19 protein-coding genes and 1 pseudogene are annotated in these 19004 nt (G+C 63.2%); 10 read left to right on the forward strand and 10 right to left on the reverse strand.

What is annotated here, in order from left to right:
* Window positions 1-141: 141 nt before the first annotated feature.
* From NKJ76_RS25910 to ccmA, 4 genes are all read right to left on the reverse strand, one after another.
* A complete protein-coding gene (locus tag NKJ76_RS25910) occupies window positions 142-723 on the reverse strand; it encodes a DsbE family thiol:disulfide interchange protein (protein WP_023687679.1) in 582 nt (193 codons plus the stop codon).
* Window positions 720-911 carry a heme exporter protein CcmD gene (gene ccmD, locus NKJ76_RS25915; RefSeq protein ID WP_352538683.1) on the reverse strand — a complete coding sequence of 64 codons (192 nt, stop codon included), beginning with the start codon at window positions 909-911 and terminating at the stop codon, window positions 720-722. Before ccmD ends, NKJ76_RS25910 begins: the two co-directional genes overlap by 4 nt.
* A 122-nt stretch (window positions 912-1033) precedes the next feature.
* Window positions 1034-1699: a heme exporter protein CcmB gene (ccmB, locus tag NKJ76_RS25920; protein ID WP_023824364.1), complete on the reverse strand. Its 666-nt coding sequence runs from the start codon at window positions 1697-1699 to the stop codon at window positions 1034-1036.
* 229 nt (window positions 1700-1928) lie between these two features.
* Complete coding sequence (ccmA, locus tag NKJ76_RS25925; RefSeq protein WP_352538684.1) at window positions 1929-2534, reverse strand: heme ABC exporter ATP-binding protein CcmA; 606 nt, start codon at window positions 2532-2534, stop codon at window positions 1929-1931.
* Between the two features lie 285 nt (window positions 2535-2819).
* Between ccmA and acnA the strand changes: the two genes are divergently transcribed.
* The 3 genes from acnA (at window position 2820) to NKJ76_RS25940 (ending at window position 7649) form a co-directional block, all read left to right on the forward strand.
* A complete protein-coding gene (gene acnA / locus NKJ76_RS25930) occupies window positions 2820-5510 on the forward strand; it encodes an aconitate hydratase AcnA (protein WP_027050492.1) in 2691 nt (896 codons plus the stop codon).
* 362 nt (window positions 5511-5872) lie between these two features.
* On the forward strand, window positions 5873-6652 hold the full coding sequence (locus NKJ76_RS25935) for a DUF1223 domain-containing protein (RefSeq protein WP_023683845.1): 780 nt from the start codon (window positions 5873-5875) through the stop codon (window positions 6650-6652).
* Between the two features lie 610 nt (window positions 6653-7262).
* Window positions 7263-7649, forward strand: coding sequence for a DUF2794 domain-containing protein (locus NKJ76_RS25940; RefSeq protein WP_352497732.1), 387 nt, complete (start codon window positions 7263-7265; stop codon window positions 7647-7649).
* A gap of 110 nt (window positions 7650-7759) precedes the next feature.
* Here the strand turns inward: NKJ76_RS25940 and NKJ76_RS25945 are convergent, their stop codons facing one another.
* The 4 genes from NKJ76_RS25945 to NKJ76_RS25960 form a co-directional block, all read right to left on the reverse strand.
* Entirely contained in the window at window positions 7760-8350 is a 591-nt protein-coding gene (locus tag NKJ76_RS25945; protein WP_352538685.1) for a GNAT family N-acetyltransferase, read from the reverse strand.
* Between the two features lie 118 nt (window positions 8351-8468).
* Entirely contained in the window at window positions 8469-9209 is a 741-nt protein-coding gene (locus NKJ76_RS25950) for a Bax inhibitor-1/YccA family protein (RefSeq protein ID WP_023671726.1), read from the reverse strand.
* A 239-nt stretch (window positions 9210-9448) separates the two neighbouring features.
* The gene (locus tag NKJ76_RS25955) at window positions 9449-11998 is read right to left on the reverse strand and encodes an ABC transporter permease (protein ID WP_352538686.1); all 2550 of its coding nucleotides are present in this window, start codon (window positions 11996-11998) and stop codon (window positions 9449-9451) included.
* A complete protein-coding gene (locus NKJ76_RS25960) occupies window positions 11998-12699 on the reverse strand; it encodes an ABC transporter ATP-binding protein (RefSeq protein WP_023805925.1) in 702 nt (233 codons plus the stop codon). The genes NKJ76_RS25955 and NKJ76_RS25960 overlap by 1 nt, the downstream gene beginning before the upstream one ends.
* Before the next feature lie 86 nt (window positions 12700-12785).
* Between NKJ76_RS25960 and NKJ76_RS25965 the strand changes: the two genes are divergently transcribed.
* On the forward strand, window positions 12786-13430 hold the full coding sequence (locus NKJ76_RS25965) for an arylesterase (protein WP_352538687.1): 645 nt from the start codon (window positions 12786-12788) through the stop codon (window positions 13428-13430).
* Between the two features lie 273 nt (window positions 13431-13703).
* Entirely contained in the window at window positions 13704-14300 is a 597-nt protein-coding gene (gene thpR / locus NKJ76_RS25970; RefSeq protein ID WP_023671722.1) for an RNA 2',3'-cyclic phosphodiesterase, read from the forward strand.
* Here the strand turns inward: thpR and NKJ76_RS25975 are convergent.
* A pseudogene (locus tag NKJ76_RS25975) lies at window positions 14204-14732 on the reverse strand (low molecular weight protein-tyrosine-phosphatase). The gene thpR and the pseudogene NKJ76_RS25975 overlap by 97 nt on opposite strands.
* Window positions 14733-14836: 104 nt before the next feature.
* Between NKJ76_RS25975 and NKJ76_RS25980 the strand changes: the two are divergent.
* The 5 genes from NKJ76_RS25980 to NKJ76_RS26000 all read left to right on the forward strand — a co-directional run bounded on the left by NKJ76_RS25980 (window position 14837) and on the right by NKJ76_RS26000 (window position 18239).
* Complete coding sequence (locus NKJ76_RS25980) at window positions 14837-15133, forward strand: 4a-hydroxytetrahydrobiopterin dehydratase (protein WP_023671720.1); 297 nt, start codon at window positions 14837-14839, stop codon at window positions 15131-15133.
* A 117-nt stretch (window positions 15134-15250) separates the two neighbouring features.
* Window positions 15251-15613 carry a YkvA family protein gene (locus NKJ76_RS25985; RefSeq protein ID WP_352538688.1) on the forward strand — a complete coding sequence of 121 codons (363 nt, stop codon included), beginning with the start codon at window positions 15251-15253 and terminating at the stop codon, window positions 15611-15613.
* Window positions 15614-15928: 315 nt separating this feature from the next.
* Window positions 15929-16432, forward strand: a complete 504-nt coding sequence (locus tag NKJ76_RS25990) for an invasion associated locus B family protein (protein ID WP_023671718.1) — start codon at window positions 15929-15931, stop codon at window positions 16430-16432.
* A 110-nt stretch (window positions 16433-16542) separates the two neighbouring features.
* Window positions 16543-17775 (forward strand): dual-specificity RNA methyltransferase RlmN, encoded by a 1233-nt coding sequence (rlmN, locus tag NKJ76_RS25995; protein ID WP_352538689.1) that lies wholly within the window; start codon window positions 16543-16545, stop codon window positions 17773-17775.
* Window positions 17772-18239, forward strand: a complete 468-nt coding sequence (locus NKJ76_RS26000; RefSeq protein ID WP_023694539.1) for a hypothetical protein — start codon at window positions 17772-17774, stop codon at window positions 18237-18239. Before rlmN ends, NKJ76_RS26000 begins: the two co-directional genes overlap by 4 nt.
* Here the strand turns inward: NKJ76_RS26000 and NKJ76_RS26005 are convergent.
* Window positions 18211-18852: a LysE family translocator gene (locus tag NKJ76_RS26005; RefSeq protein WP_023671715.1), complete on the reverse strand. Its 642-nt coding sequence runs from the start codon at window positions 18850-18852 to the stop codon at window positions 18211-18213. The genes NKJ76_RS26000 and NKJ76_RS26005 overlap by 29 nt on opposite strands.
* Between the last annotated feature and the right edge of the window lie 152 nt (window positions 18853-19004).

Here is a 19004-nt window from a genome sequence, read left to right on the forward strand (position 1 = left end):
CCCCTCACCCGGATTGCCAAACCGAATTGCATGAGCAATTCGGGCAATCCGACCTCTCCCCCCGGGGAGAGGAGCTAGCCTGTGCCGATGCTTCCCTCTTCTCCCCCACGGGGAGGAGGATGAGGGGGCATGGCGCCAACGTCAGCCCGGTGCCGCGAGCGCCTTTTCAATCTGCGGCAACAGAACATCCCTCGCCGACTCCCCTGTCAGCGGCCCGACATGCTTGTAGGCAATCTTGCCGTCCTTGCCGATGACGAAGGTTTCCGGCACGCCGTAGACGCCCCAGTCGATGGCCGTGCGGCCGGCCTCGTCGACACCTATCGCCTGGAACGGATTGCCGAGATCACCAAGGAACCGGCGCGCGTTTTGCGCTTGGTCCTTGTAGTTTAGCGCGGCCATGACGAAGCGCTTGTCCTGCGACAGCTGCAAGAGCACCGGATGCTCTTCCCGGCACGGCGCGCACCACGATGCAAAGACGTTGACCAGCGTTACCTTGCCGGCGAAGGCTTTCGAATCCAGCCCGGGCAGGTTTGACCCTTCCAGCGCCGGCAGGTTGGTCTGCGGCGCCGGCAGGCCGATCAGCGCCGACGGCACTGCCGCCTCATCGCGTCCCGACAAAAGCTGCGACAGGAACAATCCGGCGAGGCCGAGAAAAACCAGCAGCGGCAACAGCACGATCAGGCGGCGGCGCGGCGACGCCGGCGTTTCGCTTTCCGTGCTCATGGCTTGCTGGCCCCAGTGCTGGCCCCAGTACCGGTTTTGTCCGAGCGACGCCGCACGCCGGCCGCTTCGAGGTCTGCCAGTTCGCGCTTACGGGTCCGCTGGTCGAGCAGGATCCAGCCGATCAGCCCGGCCAGCACGATCACCGTGATGCCATAGGCGGCCGCGACATAGAGTGCGTGTGCACTCATGCGCTTCGCTCCCCTTCCACCGTCACTTCGTCGTGCTCGATCATGGCCTTCCCATAGCTTTGCGGCTTTCTTAGCTTTGCGGCTGGGGCTTCGCAATTGATCGTCGCGCCGCAGCGGTCATATCAATCCGTTCCATGCCGCAGCGCCAGTGCTGCCGCCACCGGACCCAGCACGGCAAGAAACAGCGTCAGCGCGGCAAGAATGAGGAAGGGCTGCAGGAACGGATCAGGATCGGCCACCGCGCCGTAGCTCGCCGACACCCCGAAGATCAGCACCGGGATGGTCAGCGGCAACACCAGCACCGAGATCAGCAGCCCGCCGCGCGGCAGCGCCACCGCCACCGCCGCCCCGACCGCGCCGATGAAAGTGATGGCCGGCGTGCCGACCAGCAGCGTGAGCGCGGTGGCGCCGATGCTGAGCGGCTCCATGTTCATGAACAGGCCGAGCAGAGGTGCCGCAACCACCAGCGGCAGAACGCTGCCCATCCAGTGCGCCAGGCACTTCACCAGCACCGTCAGCGCCAGCATGTGGCGGTCATTGCCCAGCACCAGAAGATCGAGCGAACCGTCTTCGCGATCGGCCTGAAACAGCCGGTCGAGGCCGAGCAGGCAGGCGAGCAGAGCGCCGATCCAAAGGATCGCCGGACCGATGCGGGCGAGCAGCTTCAGGTCCGGTCCGACACCGAAGGGGATGGTGGCGATGACGGCGAGGAAGAAGATGACGCCGGTGAGCGCCCCGCCCCCGGCACGGATTGAGAGACGGACGTCGCGCAGGAAGAGGGCTAGCATTGGCGAGCCGCGCCTGCGGTTTGATCGCCATCTTGCCGAAGGTGGCGTTCCTTCACACCCCCCTCTGTCCTCCCGGACATCTCCCCCGCAAGGGGGGAGATTGGCAGTTCCGTTGCTGACGCCTCTTTTTCAATGCCGGTGATTGGCGAAAGCCGGCATGACATCTGATCTCCCCCCCTGCGGGGGAGATGCCCGGTAGGGCAGAGGGGGGTGGGCGGGAATGCCGACATCACCCTATTGCTCCCATCCTCAATTCCTTCGCCCCATCCAATCCCAGTGGCAAATGCGTCGCCGCGACAATAATCCCGCCCTCCGCGCAATGCCTCGTCATCAGCCCCGCAAACCGCGCCTCCGAGGCCTTGTCCAGCCCAGCCGTCGGCTCATCCAGCAGCCACAGCGGCTTATGACTGACCAGCAATTTCGCAATCGCCGCCCGCCGCCTTTGCCCGGTCGACAAATATCCGAAAGGCAGATGGCCGATGCCGCCGAGACCAACCGTCTCCAGCGCCTCCCACACACCCGACTGACCGTCGCCGTTGAAATCGCGCCAGAAGCGCAGATTCTCCGCCACGCTGAGCGCCGTCTTCATTGCATTGAGGTGGCCGAGATAGTGGACCGCCGAAGCGATCGTCGGAAACCTCTCGCCGCCCTCGATGCGCACATCGCCTTGCGCCTTCGGTAGCAGCCCGGCGATGACCCTGAGCAGCGTCGATTTGCCCGAGCCGTTCGGCCCGGTGACGACCAGCACCTGGCCCTTGTCGAGCGCAAAACCTATGCCGGAAAAGACCGTCTCGCCGCCGCGTTCGCCGCCCAGATTTTCGGCAATCAGCCGCATGCCTGCCCGTCCCGAAAACTTTACCGCGCGATAGCTGCCGCATCGCACAAATTTGCTCCGCAACTGTCTAGAACTATTCCAGAAAATTCTCTATATGCGGGACATCCGTGCCAGCGGTCGGCACGGGAACAGAATTTGCGCCGAACCAGCGCACGCGCCGCCTTGAACGGCTCGGGTTGGCTGGGAACGGACAGCGGAAATGGCCGTACCCGCACCTTTGCGCGTGATTGCATGCCCATCGGCGTCCGTTCCCTTTCAGGCTGAACAGACAAGGACGGACCGCACGTGTCAAAATCCCTCGACAGTTTCAATTGCCGCCGCACCCTCACCGTGGGTGGCGCGGACTATGTCTATTACAATCTGGTCGAGGCCGAGAGGAACGGCCTCACCGGCATTGCCCAGCTGCCTTATTCGATGAAGGTGCTGCTGGAAAACCTTTTGCGCAATGAAGACGGCCGCTCCGTCACCAAGGACTCTATCCAGGCTGTTGCCGGCTGGCTGACCGACAAGGGCACCGCCGGCGTCGAGATCGCCTATCGCCCCGCGCGTGTCCTGATGCAGGATTTCACCGGCGTCCCGGCGGTGGTCGACTTGGCCGCCATGCGCGACGGCCTCAAGGCGCTCGGCGGCGATCCGCAGAAGATCAATCCGCTGGTGCCGGTCGACCTCGTCATCGACCACTCCGTCATCGTCGACGAATTCGGCACGCCACTGGCCTTTGCCAGGAATGTCGAGCTCGAATATGAGCGCAACGAAGAGCGCTATAAATTCCTGAAATGGGGCCAGCAGGCGTTCCGCAATTTTCGCGTCGTGCCGCCCGGCACCGGCATCTGCCATCAGGTCAACCTCGAATATCTCGGTCAGGTCGTCTGGACCTACACGGAAGACGGCGAAACCACCGCTTATCCCGACACCTGCGTCGGCACCGATTCGCACACCACCATGATCAACGGCCTTGGCGTGCTCGGCTGGGGCGTCGGCGGCATCGAGGCCGAGGCGGCGATGCTCGGCCAGCCGGTTTCCATGCTGTTGCCCGAAGTCATCGGCTTCCGCCTCACCGGCAAACTTAGGGAAGGCATCACCGCCACTGACCTGGTGCTGACCGTCACCCAGATGCTGCGCAAGAAGGGCGTCGTCGGCAAGTTCGTCGAGTTCTTCGGCCCGGGCCTGTCCAACATGACGCTGGCCGACCGCGCCACCATCGGCAATATGGCGCCCGAGTATGGCGCCACCTGCGGCTTCTTCCCGGTCGACGGCGAGACCATCCGCTACCTCACAATGTCGGGCCGCGAGGAAAGCCGCATCGCCCTGGTCGAGGCCTATTCCAAGGCGCAAGGCATGTGGCGTGACGCCGGCTCGGCCGACCCTGTCTTCACTGACCTGCTCGAACTCGAGCTCGACAGCGTCGTGCCGTCGATGGCAGGTCCCAAGCGCCCCGAAGGCCGCGTTCCGCTCGAAGGCATTCCGGCCGGCTTCGCCAAGGCGATGGAAACCGAGTACAAGAAGGCTGCCGAAATCCACAAGCGCTATGCCGTCGAAGGCACCGACCATGATCTCGGCCATGGCGATGTCGTCATTGCCGCCATCACGTCCTGCACCAACACCTCGAATCCGAGTGTGCTGATCGGCGCCGGCCTCTTGGCGCGCAACGCCAACCGGCTCGGCCTCAAGCAGAAGCCGTGGGTGAAGACCTCGCTGGCGCCGGGCAGCCAGGTGGTCGCCGAATATCTGGAAAAGTCCGGCCTGCAGAAGGAGCTCGACCAGATCGGCTTCAACCTGGTTGGTTTCGGCTGCACCACCTGCATCGGCAATTCGGGCCCGCTGCCAGCGCCGATCTCCAAGACCATCAACGATAAGGGCCTGATCGCCGCCGCGGTGCTCTCCGGCAACCGCAATTTCGAAGGCCGCGTTTCGCCTGACGTGCAGGCGAACTATCTGGCGTCGCCGCCGCTGGTGGTAGCCCATGCTTTGGCCGGCACCGTCACCAAGGACCTGACCACCGAGCCACTCGGCGAAGGCCGCGACGGCAAGCCGGTCTATCTCAGGGATATCTGGCCGAGTTCGGCCGAGATCCAGGAGTTCATCGAGAAGAACGTCACACGTGAGCTGTTCGCCCGCAAATATGCCGACGTCTTCAAGGGCGACGAATACTGGCAGAACGTCAAGGCGCCGGAAGGCCAGACCTATGCCTGGGACGACAACTCGACCTATGTGCAGAACCCGCCCTATTTCGCCGGCATGACCTCCGGTTTCGGCAAGATCGGCGACATCAAGGGCGCGCGCGTGCTCGGCCTGTTCGGCGACAAGATCACCACCGATCACATCTCACCGGCGGGTTCGATCAAGGCCGCTTCCCCGGCCGGCAAATACCTCACCGACCATGGCGTCGGCGTTGCCGACTTCAACCAGTACGGCACAAGGCGCGGCAACCATGAGGTGATGATGCGCGGCACCTTCGCCAACATCCGCATCCGCAACCACATGCTGGGCGAGAACGGCCGCGAGGGCGGCTACACCATCCACTACCCGTCGAAGGAAGAGGAATCGATCTACGACGCGGCGATGAGATACAAAAAGGAAGGCGTGCCGCTGGTCATCTTCGCCGGCGTCGAATACGGCAACGGCTCCTCGCGCGACTGGGCAGCTAAAGGAACGAATCTCCTCGGTGTCCGTGCCGTCATCGCCCAGTCCTTCGAGCGCATCCATCGCTCCAACCTGGTCGGCATGGGCGTCATCCCCTTCGTCTTCGAGGAAGGCACCTCATGGGCCTCGCTCAACCTCAAGGGTGACGAGCTGGTCGAGATCGACGGCATAAGCACTATCAAGCCACGCCAGACGATGATCGCCAAGGTGACTTATGGCGACGGCACCGTGAAGAACGTGCCGATCATCTGCCGCATCGATACGCTGGACGAACTCGACTACTTCAAGAATGGCGGCATTTTGCAATACGTGCTGCGCGATCTGGCCGCGTAGCGCCAGGGCTTAGGCAGTAGGGATTGGGCGGTAGCGGGAACGACACTCCCTACTCCCTACTCCCTACTCCCTACTCCCTACTCCCTACTCCCAGTCTTTCCAAAGCATTGCCCGACCCGATCGAAGCCCCGCCCTGTACGACAGGAGTAAAAACCGGCTGGGCTCAGCAAGATCTGCCCCACGCTCCTGATGCCATGCTCCCGATCGAACCGGGCGGTGAAGTGCTCCCCCTGTGATGGCCATACCCATGGTTGCGGCAGCAAAAATTTCACCGCAACGTGACTTCCCGTTGACTGTCGCTTCTGCCACAAATCTGGGCAACCAGAACAAGGCCGGCGTCACCGGCGGGAATCGGAACGATCATGGCACCTCGACACCCTCTGCGGCTTGCGGCTTTTGCGCTGGCCTTCTCGGCGCTTGCCGGGACCGGGTTCGCCGAGGAATCGGGAACGACCCAGACCGACAAACCGCAGATTGACAGGCCCTTGGGCGTGGTCGAGCTGTTCACCAGCCAGGGCTGCAATTCCTGCCCGCCGGCGGACGCGTTCTTTGCCGAGCTGGCGGCCAAGGACAACGTCGTCGCGCTCGCCTACCACGTCAATTACTGGGACTATCTCGGCTGGCAGGACACGCTGAGCAGCAAGGACAATACTGACCGGCAATATGACTATATGCGCGCCTTCGGCACCCGCTCCGTCTACACGCCGCAAGCCGTCATCAATGGTCGCAGCCATGTCAACGGCGCCAGCCGCAAGGAGGTCGACGGCGCGCTTGCCCGCATGGAGAAATCCGGTGAAGGCATGCGGGTCAGCGTCAAGGTCAGCCGCACCAGCGATCGCGTCATGATCGATGCCGGCGACGCCGGTAGCGGCCCCAGCGACGCCCATGTCGTCATCGTCTATTTCGAACCACCGCAGACGGTGACCATCGCCAAGGGCGAGAACACCGGCCGCAGCATGACCTACTGGAACGCCGTCACCGGCATCCAGACCGCCGGCATGTGGCACGGCAAGGCGCAGCGCTACGAATTGCCGATGACGGAGATCGCCAAGAAAGGCGGCTGCGCCGTGCTGCTGCAGTCGGTCGGCAAGGACGGCCTGCCGGGGCCTATTCTGGGCGCGGCGTTTATTCACAAGCCTTAAGAGGCTGGTCCATACCTTTTGATATCGGCGGACAGCACCCCCCTCTGGCCTGCCGGCCATCTCCCCCGCAAGGAGGGAGATTGGCAGCTTCGCCACATCCGCCATCCTGTCCCACGTTTGAGATTGGCGAAAGCAAACGCGAATCTGATCTCCACCCTTGCGGGGAGATGTCCGGCAGGACAGAGCGGGGGGTGTGAAGGATCACGACGACAAGTGTCTGGCGCCGCCCAACAAAAAAACCGACGTCAGCTTGCTTCTGACGTCGGTCATTTAGGCTTTGGGATCGTCGCACCCGGTCTCTCCCTGAGGAAAGTCCGAGGTTGGTTCGATCCGACGCAGACCCGTGGGCGGGGGGCTTGGGGTTTACGAGCCGGTGCCGGACCGAACCGTCTCAGGCAACGCCGGTAAATTCGTCGGACATTGGGGCATGAGCGCGGATAAAAAAAGGCGGAAATGTGGCGAGGCATCACCAATTCAAACACCGCGTTTTATAAAAGTGACTGGACGTTGCGAAAACAGCGCGGTCCCGGGATGGTTAGCCGGGCCTTGCAATTCCACGGCGAACACGCCAACTTCTGCAAGCGAGATTCATTTTCAAAGGGATCGCGGGATGACCGATCGCAGCGGTGGGACGGAGGATGGGGACGCATCCGCAATATTGATCCCGCTGCACGAGGCGCGACGCGAACGCCTCGACCAGCCGGTCCGTTTCGACCGGCGTGAACTCGACGAGATCCTGAAGCTGTACGGACGCATGGTCGCCGCCAACGAATGGCGCGACTATGCCATCGATCATCTGTCTGATCGGGCTGTGTTTTCAGTCTTCCGCCGGGCCAGCGAAGTGCCGCTGTTCCAGATCGTCAAGGATCCGAAACTGGCGCGCCGGCAAGGCGCCTTCGCCGTCATCGCCGCCGGCGGCCGAATCCTCAAGCGCGGCCAGGAACTCGGTCGCGTGCTCAACGTCTTCGATGCTAAGCTGAAGATTGTCCAGGCCTAATTGAAAATTGGGGAATTGAAGAGCTGAAGAATTGAAAAAAGAGGATGTAACGGTCGAAATACCGCAGGGTTTGTTCTCAGCTATTCGGATCCTCAATTCTTCAGTTCTCTTCAGTTCTCCTCAATTCCCCTCCTCAGGCTCTCACGAAACTTCCGCTCCGGCAGCGAATGCGGATCGGGCGGAACCGTTGCGCCGCCATTCAGCGACAGCTGCATGAACACCGTGTCAAGCCAGCGCCCATGCTTGTAGCCGGAGCCTTCCAGGCGACCGGAATGGCGAAAGCCGAGCTTTTCATGCAGCCGCACCGAGGCGCTGTCTGCATGGCCGTCACCGATCACCGCGACGATCTGGCGAAAGCCCGCCATACGGCAGGCTTCAATCAGCGCCTGCATCAGCAGCAGCCCGACGCCCTGGCCCTTCGCATCAGGCGCGACATAGACGGAATCCTCTACGATGAAGCGGTAGGCCGGGCGCGGCCGGAACGCGCCGGCATAGGCGTAGCCGAGCAGCGCGCCATCTCGTTCCGCCACCAGATAGGGAAAGCCCCCCGCCGTCAGGCTGTCGAAGCGCGCACCCATCTCAGTGCGGCTGGGCGGCTCCAGCTCATAGCTCGCGGTGCCATGCGTCACGGCATCGGCGTAAATCTCGGTGATTCGGCCGAGGTCGCCTTCCATGGCCGCGCGGATGGAAATAGTGCTCATGAATTATGCAGACGATTCATGTGCCTCCATGACAGCAAAGGCCGGCACAAAAGGAAAGGGCGGCCGTTGGGCCGCCCTCTTGATATCAGCTGGTCCAGTTGCCTGATGGGAAGACCGCCTAGCGGCGATCGCCCATGAACTGCAGCAGGAACATGAACAGGTTGATGAAGTCGAGATATAGCCTCAACGCGCCCATGATCGCCTTGCGGCCGGCAACGTCGGCCTGATCGCCTTCGTAGTACATTTCCTTGATGGTCTGCGTGTCGTAGGCGGTGAGGCCGGCGAAGATCAACACGCCGATCGCCGAGATAGCGAAGCCGAGCGCCGACGACTGCAGGAAGATGTTGATCAGCATGGCGATCACAAGGCCGACGACGCCCATGACCAGGAACGAGCCGAAGGCCGAAAGGTCACGCTTTGTCGTGTAGCCGTAGAGCGACAGCGCGCCGAAGGCGGCCGCCGTGGCGAAGAAGGTCTGGGTGATCGAGGCGCCGGTGTAGACTAGGAAGATGGTCGACAGCGACAGGCCGACCAGGCCCGAATAGACCCAGAAGGTGGTTTGCGCCGCGGCCACGCTCATCGACTGGATCCTGAACGACAGGAAGAAGACGGCGGCGAGCGGAGCCAGGATGACCACCCAGCGGAAGGCGCTGGCATAGATCAGCGTGCCGAAAGCGGTCAGCTGTCCGTCGCCGGTGACGGCGAGCTGGAAAGCGCCCCAGGCGGCGACGCCGGTGATGAGGAGGCCAAGCCCCATCAAATTGTAGACCTTGAGCATGTAAGTGCGCAGGCCTTGGTCGATGTCGGCGCGCGCGCCGGGCACGGCCGAAGTCTGGTAGTTGCGAATGGGCTCAGCCATTGGAATCCTCTGTTGCTTCTGCCCCGTACGGTGTCAGGCCCTTTCGGACCTGGGCGCCGCTGGCGGGGCTCCAGCATGCCTGTGGCGAAATATGATGGTTCTTGACGTCAAGAACAAGACCGTAACGGGCTGCAACGCTTGGTGAATCTCCGGAAGCCGGTTTTCTTGGGCTTCCATGACTGCACATTACCAAGATTTAATCGGAAACGGCAGATTCGGCCAACCTTGCCGTTTTGGGCCTAGAGGTCGCGCAGCACCGGCGCCGCCTTGTGCCCGAGCACCCGCCAGGTGCCGGCAAGGCCGATGCCGACTGTGATCACCAGCGCAAACACCAAGGTCGCCACTGCCACCTCCGGCATGAAATGCGTCGGCAACGTCATGATGCGGGCAACGATGTACCAGGCGGCGATGCCGCCGGCAGCCAACGCAAACACCGCGGTGGCCAGGCCGATCAGCATGTATTCCAGCGAAAACGCCGCGATCAGCGTGCGCCTCGTGGCGCCCAACGTCTTCAGCACCACGGCATCGTGGATGCGGGCGCGATTTCCCGCGGCGAGCGCGCCGGCCAGCACCAGCACCGAAGCGATCAGCGCCACGCCGGCCGCGGCCCGGATCGCCGTGCCGAGCTGGCCGACCAGCCGGTTGACGACGTCGAGCGCGTCCTTGACCCGAACTGTCGTCACCGCCGGGAAGGCGCGGGTGACGGCGTTGAGCAGGCGGGCATCCTCTGCTGCCGTGGCATCCTTTTCGGTCAGCGTCGCCAGCCAGCCATGCGGGGCGCCGGCAAAGGTGCTGGGCGAGAACACCATGACGAAATTGATGCCCATCGTCTCCCATTGCACCTCTCGGAAATTGGCGATCCTGGCCGCTACATTGCGTCCGAGCACATTGACGGTGACGGTATCGCCGAGCTTCAGGCCTAGCGCCTTGCCTTCATCGTTGGAGAACGAGACCAGCGGTTCGCCGCTGTAGTTCTCCGGCCACCAGCTGCCCTCGGTCAATGTCGCATTGGCCGGCTGTTTGGCGTCGTAGGTCAGGCCGCGATCGCCGCGCAGCACCCATGCGCCTTCCGATGGCACATTGGCCTTGTCGACACTAACGCCGTTCAGCGCCATCACCCGGCCGCGCAGCATCGGCACCTTGACCAGCGTTCCCTTCGGCGCCTCTTTGCCGATCAGTGTCGAGAAGGCATCGACCTCGCTATTCTGGATGTCGACGAAGAAGAAATTCGGCGCCCGTTCCGGCAGACTGCCGGAGATCTGCTGCCTGAGATTGCCGTCGATCAGCGCCAGCGTCACCAAAAGCGTCAGCCCGAGGCCCAGCGACAGCACGACGGACGGCGTCAGCGCGCCGGGCCGGTGGATGTTGCCGATGGCGAGCCTGAGCGCGACCGAGCGCACACGCGGGCTTTTGCGCGCCACCCACTGCACCAGCGCACCGACCAGGCGCAACACCAGAAAGGCAAAGATCGTCGCGCCGACGAAGATCAAGGCGATGCGCCGGTCGCCGGAAAACAGGATGGCGAGCGCCGCCAAAGCGAGCGCGATGCCGACCGCCGTGGCAAGATAGGGCAGGCGTGGAAAGCCGCGGCCCTCGAAACCCATTTCGCGAAACAGCGCGGTCGCCGGCACATCGCGGGCGCGGCCGAGCGGCAACAGCGCGAAGGCAAGCGTCACCAGCAGCCCGAACAGCGCGGCAAGAGCCAGCGCACCGGGATAGAAGCCGCCTTTAGCCGGCACCGGAATGACCGACTGGAGCGCAGCGCTGGCAGCAAACGGCATGGCGGCGCCGAGGATGAGGCCAAGCGCGATGCCGAGGCCGGCGATCATCAGGATCTGCACGAGATAGACGGTGAAGACGAAGCCGCCCGAGGCGCCAAGGCTCTTGAAGGTGGCGATGACGCCGCGCTTGCCGTCGAGATAGGCGCGCACCGCATTGGCAACGCCGACGCCACCGATGACCAGCGCCGTCAGCCCGACCAGCGTCAGGAATTGCGAGAAGCGCTCGATGTTGGCCGACAGCGCCGGCGCCGCATTGGAACGCGTGCGGATCGACCAGCCGGCTTCAGGGAAATCGCTCGCCGCCCGATCCTGGATGGTCTTGAGATCGGCCTCGCTGGCGCCGGCCGGCAGCCGAACCTTGTAGGCATTCTCGACCAGGCTGCCCGGCTGGATCAGGCCGGACGCGGCAAGCCCCGCGGTCGAGACCATCAGCCGTGGCGCGAAGCCGAAACCGTCCGACACCGCATCCGGTTCGCTCACCAGCCTGGCCCGCAATTCGAATGTCGCGCTGCCGACCTTCAGCCGGTCACCGATCTTCACATTCAGCCGGTCGAACAACAGGTCGGGCGCGGCGGCGCCAAAGACGCCTGATTTCTCGTCGAACAAATCCTTTCTGCCAAGCTGCGGCGCGGTATCGAGCGCGCCATAGAGCGGATAGGCGTCGTCGACGGCCTTGGCCTCAACCAACGCCTGGTCGGAGCCGTCATCCAGCCGCGCCATCGAGCGCATATTGGCGCTGTGCGACACAGTGCCGAGGCGGTCGAGGAAGGTGCTTTCGGCTGGCGTCGCATCGCGCTGGTTGAGCTGGAAGCGCAAGTCGCCGCCAAGCAGCGTCTGGCCCTGGTCTGCAACGCCTGCGGTGATCGCCTGCGCCACCGAATTGACCCCGCCGATTGCAGCGACGCCGAGCGCAATGCAGGCAAGGAAGATCAGGAAACCCGACAACCCGCCGCGCATCTCGCGCAGCGAGAAGCGGAACGCGAGCTTCAGCGTCTGCGACAGAGGCATCAGGCCGGCACCTTGACCTGCGCTACCGGCGCATCCTCGATGCGGCCCGAGCGCATCGACACCTGGCGCGAGCAGCGCGCCGCAAGGGCCGGATCGTGCGTGACCAGCACCAAGGTCATGCCGCGCTCGGCCGCCTTGGCGAACAAAAGGTCGGCAACCTGCCGCCCCGTCGCCTGATCGAGATTGCCGGTCGGCTCGTCGGCGATGAGAATGCGCGGCGACGGCGCCAGCGCGCGGGCGATCGCCACGCGCTGCTGTTCGCCGCCGGACAGCTCGCCCGGATAGTGGGTGACGCGGTCGCTCAAGCCCACCGCTGCCAGCTCGCGCGCCGCGACACCGAACGGATCGGCATGGCCGGCCAGTTCCAGCGGCACCGCGACATTTTCGAGCGCCGTCATGTTGGGAATGAGATGGAACGACTGGAAGACGATGCCGATGTTTCGGCCCCGAAACGATGCGGTCTCGTCCTCGCTTTTGCCGTTCAGCAATTCGCCGGCGATCCGCACCGTCCCCGAATCGACCTGCTCTAGCCCGGCAAGCACCATCAGCAAGGTCGACTTGCCGGAACCCGAAGGGCCGACAATGCCGGTCGCCTCACCGCGCGTCACGTCAAGGCTGACGCCTTTCAGCACATGCACGGACGAAGCCCCTTGGCCCAGGGTCAGGGATATGTCTTTCAGCGCGATGACGGCTTCTGTCACAATTAAAGCGTCCTATATCAGGATGAAGGCTCTGCTTGCCGGAAGCCGCCGCCGGAAGAATTCCTCGGGTATATGGGGCCTGCCACATGTCTTTCAAACGCTTGAATGCAGCAGGGCTCGTCCTTTTCGTCACCCTTTGCGGCGCCATTTCGTCCGTGCGCGCCGAGACGTTCACCATCGTCGGCTTCGGCGACAGCCTGATGGCCGGTTTCGGCCTCGGGCCTGGCGATGGCTTTACCGACAAATTGCAAGCTGCGCTGCGCGCCAAAGGCCATGACGTCACCGTAGCCAACGCCGGCGTTTCAGGCGACACCTCGAGCGGCGGCTTGGCGCGGCTTGACTGGTCGGTGCCGGATGGGACAAGGCTGGTTATCCTCGAACTCGGCGCCAACGACATGCTGCGCGGCGTCTTGCCCAGCATTACGGAAAAGAACCTGGACGACATGCTGGCGAAGCTGAAAGCGCGCAAGATCGCGGTGCTTTTGGCCGGCATGCGCGCCGCTCCCAATCTCGGCGCCGACTACCAGAACGCCTTCGATGCGATCTACCCAAAGCTGGCCGCGAAATACGATGTGCCGCTCTATCCGTTTTTTCTCGATGGCGTCGCCGGGCAGTCCGGCCTGCAGTTGGAGGATGGCCTGCATCCCAATCCGAAGGGCGTCGCAGCGATGGTCGAGCGCATCATGCCCGCCGTGGAGAAGGCTGTTGCGGCAGTTCAGGGTGGCGGTTGAACGCCGGCCTGACGAGAATAACGCGGCGTTCGCCTCGCGCGAACTTTGAAACAAAAGACCGGGCTGCCGATGACCCGAGTCATTCATGCTGCGCTCGAAGAGCATATGCAGCATCTGGGTAATGCAAGCGCCGAACCGGCACGGCAATAGTGCTTATTCATCGCTTGGAGGCGCCTGTTCGTAAAAATGCCTGCAACCAACAAACCACTTGCCCCGTTTGACTATCGATGATTCGCTAGGGGCACAGTTCGATTCGAGGAAGGGAGGCTCACCATGCCGCGTCTTTTCACCGCCCTCGAAATACCCCGTGACGCCGCTCTTTCGCTGTCCCTGCTCAGGGGCGGCCTGCCCGGAGCCCGCTGGATCGATGTCGAAAACTACCATCTGACGCTGCGCTTCATCGGCGACGTCGAAGGCCATATCGCCGACGAAATCGCCAACGCGCTCGACCGGGTGCACCGCCCATCCTTCTCGCTCACCCTGTCCGGAGTTGGCGCTTTCGGCCAGAAGAAGCCGCACGCCGTCTGGGCCGGCGTCTTCGCCTCGCCCGACCTTTCGGCGCTGCAGAGCGAAATCGACCGCATCTGCCAGCGGCTCGGCCTGCCCGCCGACCCGCGCAAGTTCACCCCGCATGTTACGCTGGCACGCTTGCGCAATTCGAGCCCGCTCGACGTCGCCCAGTACCTGTCGGCGCGCGGCAATTTTGCGACGCTACCGTTTCGCGTCGGCCGCTTCGTGCTGATGTCGTCGCGCGATTCGGTCGGCGGCGGTCCCTACATTGTCGAGGAGGCGTGGCCGCTCTCCGGCGTCGACGCCCGCGCCACCAATCTCGTCGCCAGCGCCTCCGACGCTTCGCGGATCATGCGGTAGACCGAAGCGAACGCTTCGGCCCCGTCATAATAGGGATCCGGCACGTCGCGGGTTTTGCCCTGCGCAAACTCTGCCAAGAGATGAATACGTTCGCGCGCACCGGCCGGCGCCAACGCCTTGAGGTCGCGGACATTCTGCCGATCCATGCCGAGGATCAGGTCGAAGCGCGAAAAAATCCCCCGGCCTGACCTTGCGTGCCCGCTGCCCTGATATGTCGATGCCGTGGCGGGCCGCAATCGCGATCGAGCGCGGGTCGGGCGCTTCGCCGAGGTTCCAGCCGCCGGTCGCCGCAGAGTCCAGCACAATATCGTCCAGCACCATGTCGCGGCCGCGCTCCGCCAGCACGGCGCGAAACACGCCTTCGGCCAGGGGTGAACGGCAGATGTTGCCGAGGCAGACGAAGAGTATGGAATTTATCGGCTTTACGCTCATTCGATATGCGCCGTTCGTGCATTTGGAAGCCCAAAACGCAAAGGACTTTTGGGCGACTTGCATTATGGTGAGGGTCGATATCTGGGATAGCACGGGAAATCATCATGACGAGAGAGAAACTCAGCAAGGACGCCATCGCCGCCGCACTGGCCGAACTGGCCGGCTGGTCGCAGGCAGCCGATGGCGCCTCCATCAAGCGCAGCTTCGACTTCAAGAATTTCTCCGAGGCCTTCGCCTTCATGACCCGCGTTGCGCTGGCCGCCGAGAAGATGGACCATCATCCCGACTGGTCGAACGTCTACAAGACTGTCGACGTGACGCTCAACACCCATGATGCCGGCGGTGTCACCGCGCTCGACATCGCGCTGGCCAAGAAGATGAATGGGTATGCAGGCGGCTGAACGCTGGGGCGGCAACGCCAAATCGGCGCCATCCTCTTGCAGTGGACCGGGGCTTTCACCACATTTTCCATGGCAGCCGCGCAACACGCAGCGCGACGGCCGGCAAGGAGAGGATTGATGGCGCAGCAGCCCGGTTTTGATTTCTTCGGCTTCGGCAGCAAGCTCGGCGACGAAAGTGAAATGCGCGCCAAATTCTGGCGCACGGCCAAGAAGGCCGCCCGACAGATTCCGTTCATGGAAGAGGTCGTCGCCGGCTATTACTGCGCGCTCGACAGGAAGACGCCTTTGCGTGCCAAGGGCATATTGCTGGCAGCGCTTGGCTATTTCGTGCTGCCGGTCGATGTCATCCCCGATTTCGTCTTCGGCCTCGGCTTCACCGACGACATCGCCGTGCTGACCGCCGCGATCACCGCGGTAAGCGCCCATATCACCCCTGCGCACCGCAAGGCCGCCAAGGAGGCGATCGCCGACAAGAGCTGAATCGGCGGTCGCGTTAACAACTGGGTTCAGAAGAAATCCTCTGCTCAAACAGGACGATAGCGGCTTGGCTTCGGGTTCCGCTGCGGCCGTTCAAAAAGTCAAACTCTTGCCGCTTTCGTGGCCTCCAAGTCGCCGCAGGGACATTGCGAAAGCCGTTTTTTCAAGAAGCGGCGCGGAAATGGCGGTGGTTTCCATGGGTGAATGTCCTTTTCCGAGGGAAATTCACCGTTTGGTAACCCAGATTAAATCAAAATGAAGCGACGGGCAGGACGCCAAGCCGGCCTGCCCCGCACCATTTGGAATACGGGAAAAGCGATGCGCGGATTGATTGCACTAGTCTCGAGCCTGGTCCTGGTGGCTTTTGCCGCGCCGGCGCTGGCGCAGCAGGCGACCAAGATCGGCCAGCACAATGCCTGGGGCACCTACAGCTACCAGGCGCAGGGCGGCAAGGTCTGCTATGTGCTCACCGTGCCGACCGACAAGCAGCCGCCGACGCTCGATCACGGCGACATGTTCTTCTTCGTCAGCCAGCGGCCGGGCCAGCAAGTGTCCTACGAGCCGCAATTCATCGCCGGCTACACATTCCAGGAAGGCTCCAAGGCCACCGTCACCATCGACAAGAAGACGTTCTCGATGTTCACCCGCGGCAAGTCGGCCTGGGTCGAGAACGCCGCCGAAGAGCCGGTGCTGATCGCCGCCATGAAGACCGGCACCGACATGAAGGTCTCGGCGAAGTCTGGCCGCGGCAATCCGACGACCTATGTGTTTTCGCTGAAAGGCATCTCGGCCGCGCTGACGTCGATCGCCAAGTGCAAGTAGGCTAGCGCGGTTCCCGCCGCATGACTCTCGCCGCAACCTGTGCTATGCGCCGCGCTTCTTTTCGGCACGATGGATGAAATCGGCCGCAATTCGCTTATATTGGCGCTGATATGACCCTTTCCTTCGATCTCACCACTGAGGGCGCACGCGACGCGTTGCGCGCTCGCGCCACGCCCGAGAAGCCGTCGCTGATCGGCCTGACCCGGGCCGAGCTCGGTGAAGCCCTTGTCAGTGCCGGCATCGTGCCCGAGCGCCAGGCGAAAATGCGCGCCCAGCAGCTCTGGCACTGGATGTATGTGCGCGGCGTCTCCGATTTTGCCGGCATGTTCAACATCTCCAAGGATCTGCGCGCCGAACTCGACAAGCATTTTACCGTCGCCCGGCCCGAAATCGTCGAGGAGCAGATTTCCTCCGACGGCACGCGCAAGTGGCTGTTCCGCTTTCCGCCGCGCGGTGCCGGCCGTCCCGTCGAGATCGAGACCGTCTACATCCCCGAGGAAGGCCGCGGCACGCTCTGCATCTCCTCGCAGGTCGGCTGCACGCTGACCTGTTCGTTCTGCCACACCGGCACGCAGAAGCTGGTGCGCAATTTGACGGCGGAAGAGATCCTGGCGCAATTGCTCACCGCCCGCGACCGGCTCGGCGATTTCCCCGACCGCGACACACCCGACGGCGCCATCGTCCCTGCCGAGGGCAGAAAAGTCTCCAACGTCGTCGTGATGGGCATGGGCGAGCCGCTCTACAATTTCGAGGCGGTGAAGAAGGCGCTGCTGATTGCCTCCGACGGCGACGGACTGTCGCTGTCGAAGCGCCGCATTACGCTCTCGACCTCCGGCGTGGTGCCCGAGATCTTCCGCACCGGCGAGGAGATAGGGGTCATGCTGGCGATCTCGCTGCACGCCACCAATGACGATCTGCGCGACCTGCTTGTGCCGATCAACAAGAAGTATCCGCTGAAGGAACTGATCGAGGCTTGCCGCGCCTATCCCGGCCTGTCCAACGCCAAGCGCATCACCTTCGAATATGTGATGCTGAAGGACGTCAACGATTCCATCGAGGACGCCAAGGGGCTGATCAAGCTGCTCAAAGGCATTCCGGCCAAGATCAATCTGATCCCGTTCAACCCGTGGCCGGGCACCAACTATCAGTGCTCGGACTGGGAGACGATCGAGAAGTTTGCCGACTACATCAACAATGCCGGCTATGCCTCGCCGATCCGCACGCCGCGCGGCCGCGACATCCTGGCCGCCTGCGGCCAGCTCAAATCCGACTCCGAACGCATGCGCAAGGTCGACCGCCTGGCGCTGGAAGCCATGATGATTGCGGGGCATGGCGAGGCGTGAGCCGCCTCTTCGCCTATATCCTCCGTTTCGCTGTCATCCTGTTCGGCTATGTCGTCGCCTCATTGGCGGCGAGCGCCTTTCTCAACGTGCTGTTCCTGGCTTCCGTCGGTTATATGCCGGACGATGCGCACCCAGCGGCGGCCGCGGCGCTGTATTTTTCGATCCCGTTCGTGGCGCTGTTTGTCGCCTATTTCGCTTTCATACCGGCGGTGGTCGCAATCCTGATCTCCGAGGTCCTCAGCCGCCGCGACTGGCTGTTCTATGCACTCGCGGGCGGCTTGGTGGCCGCGGCCTTCCTCGGCTTCGTCCACCAGAACGTGGATTTCGACGTCACCGAACCGCGCGCCATCGCCGCGGTGATCGGCTGCGGCATGGTCGGCGGCATCTTCTACTGGCTAAGCGCCGGCCGCTGGGCCGGAAGCTGGTGGCAGGCCGCTACTTCGCCTGAGCGGTCAGGATCTTGAGCGCGAAGGCCGAAAACACACCGGCAAAGAGATAGTCGACGACCCGCGTTACGCGCGGGCTGGCCTTCATCGCCGCCGAAAACCTTTCCGCGGCAAACACCATCGGCGCCGTCACAGGGATCGACAGCACGATGAACATGAGGCCGAGGGAGAACAGTTTTCCCGGCGCGTTCGGATCGTGAGCCGAGACGAACTGCGGCAGAAACGTCATGAAGAACAGGATGATCTTCGGGTTGAGCAAATTGACGCCGAGTCCGGCGGCCCAGCTGCGGAACAGCGAAATCTGCGGGCCATTCTTCTTCTGCGGTGAAAACGCCGAGCCCTTGGTCATCGCCTGCCAGGCCAGGAACACCAGATAGACGGCGCCGAAGATTTTCAGCACCAGGAAGGCCATCGGCGAGGCGACGATCAGCGCCGAGATGCCGACCGCCACCAAAGTTGTATGGATCAGCGTTCCGAACAGAGCACCCGCCAGCGAGGCAAAGCCGGCGGCGCGGCCCTGGCTCAGTGTTCGCGAGACGAACAGCGTCATATCCGGCCCCGGCGTGATCGCCAGGATCATGGTGGCGATGGCGAACTGGATCAGTGTTGTGGTGTCGGGAATGAAGGACATCGGTGGCCCCTGGCGAATGATCGTCGGTCTATAACGCAGCCTCCCCGCTCACGCCAGCAACTGACTGGCGTCGCATCTGGTCCAGCGGCTGCGGCGGCCGGCGCCCGTTCATCCCTTGCGCTGGCCGGAAATGCCGTGATACCTCGCCCGCG

The organism is Mesorhizobium sp. M0029, from assembly GCF_040323735.1.
Taxonomy (GTDB): Bacteria; Pseudomonadota; Alphaproteobacteria; order Rhizobiales; family Rhizobiaceae; genus Mesorhizobium.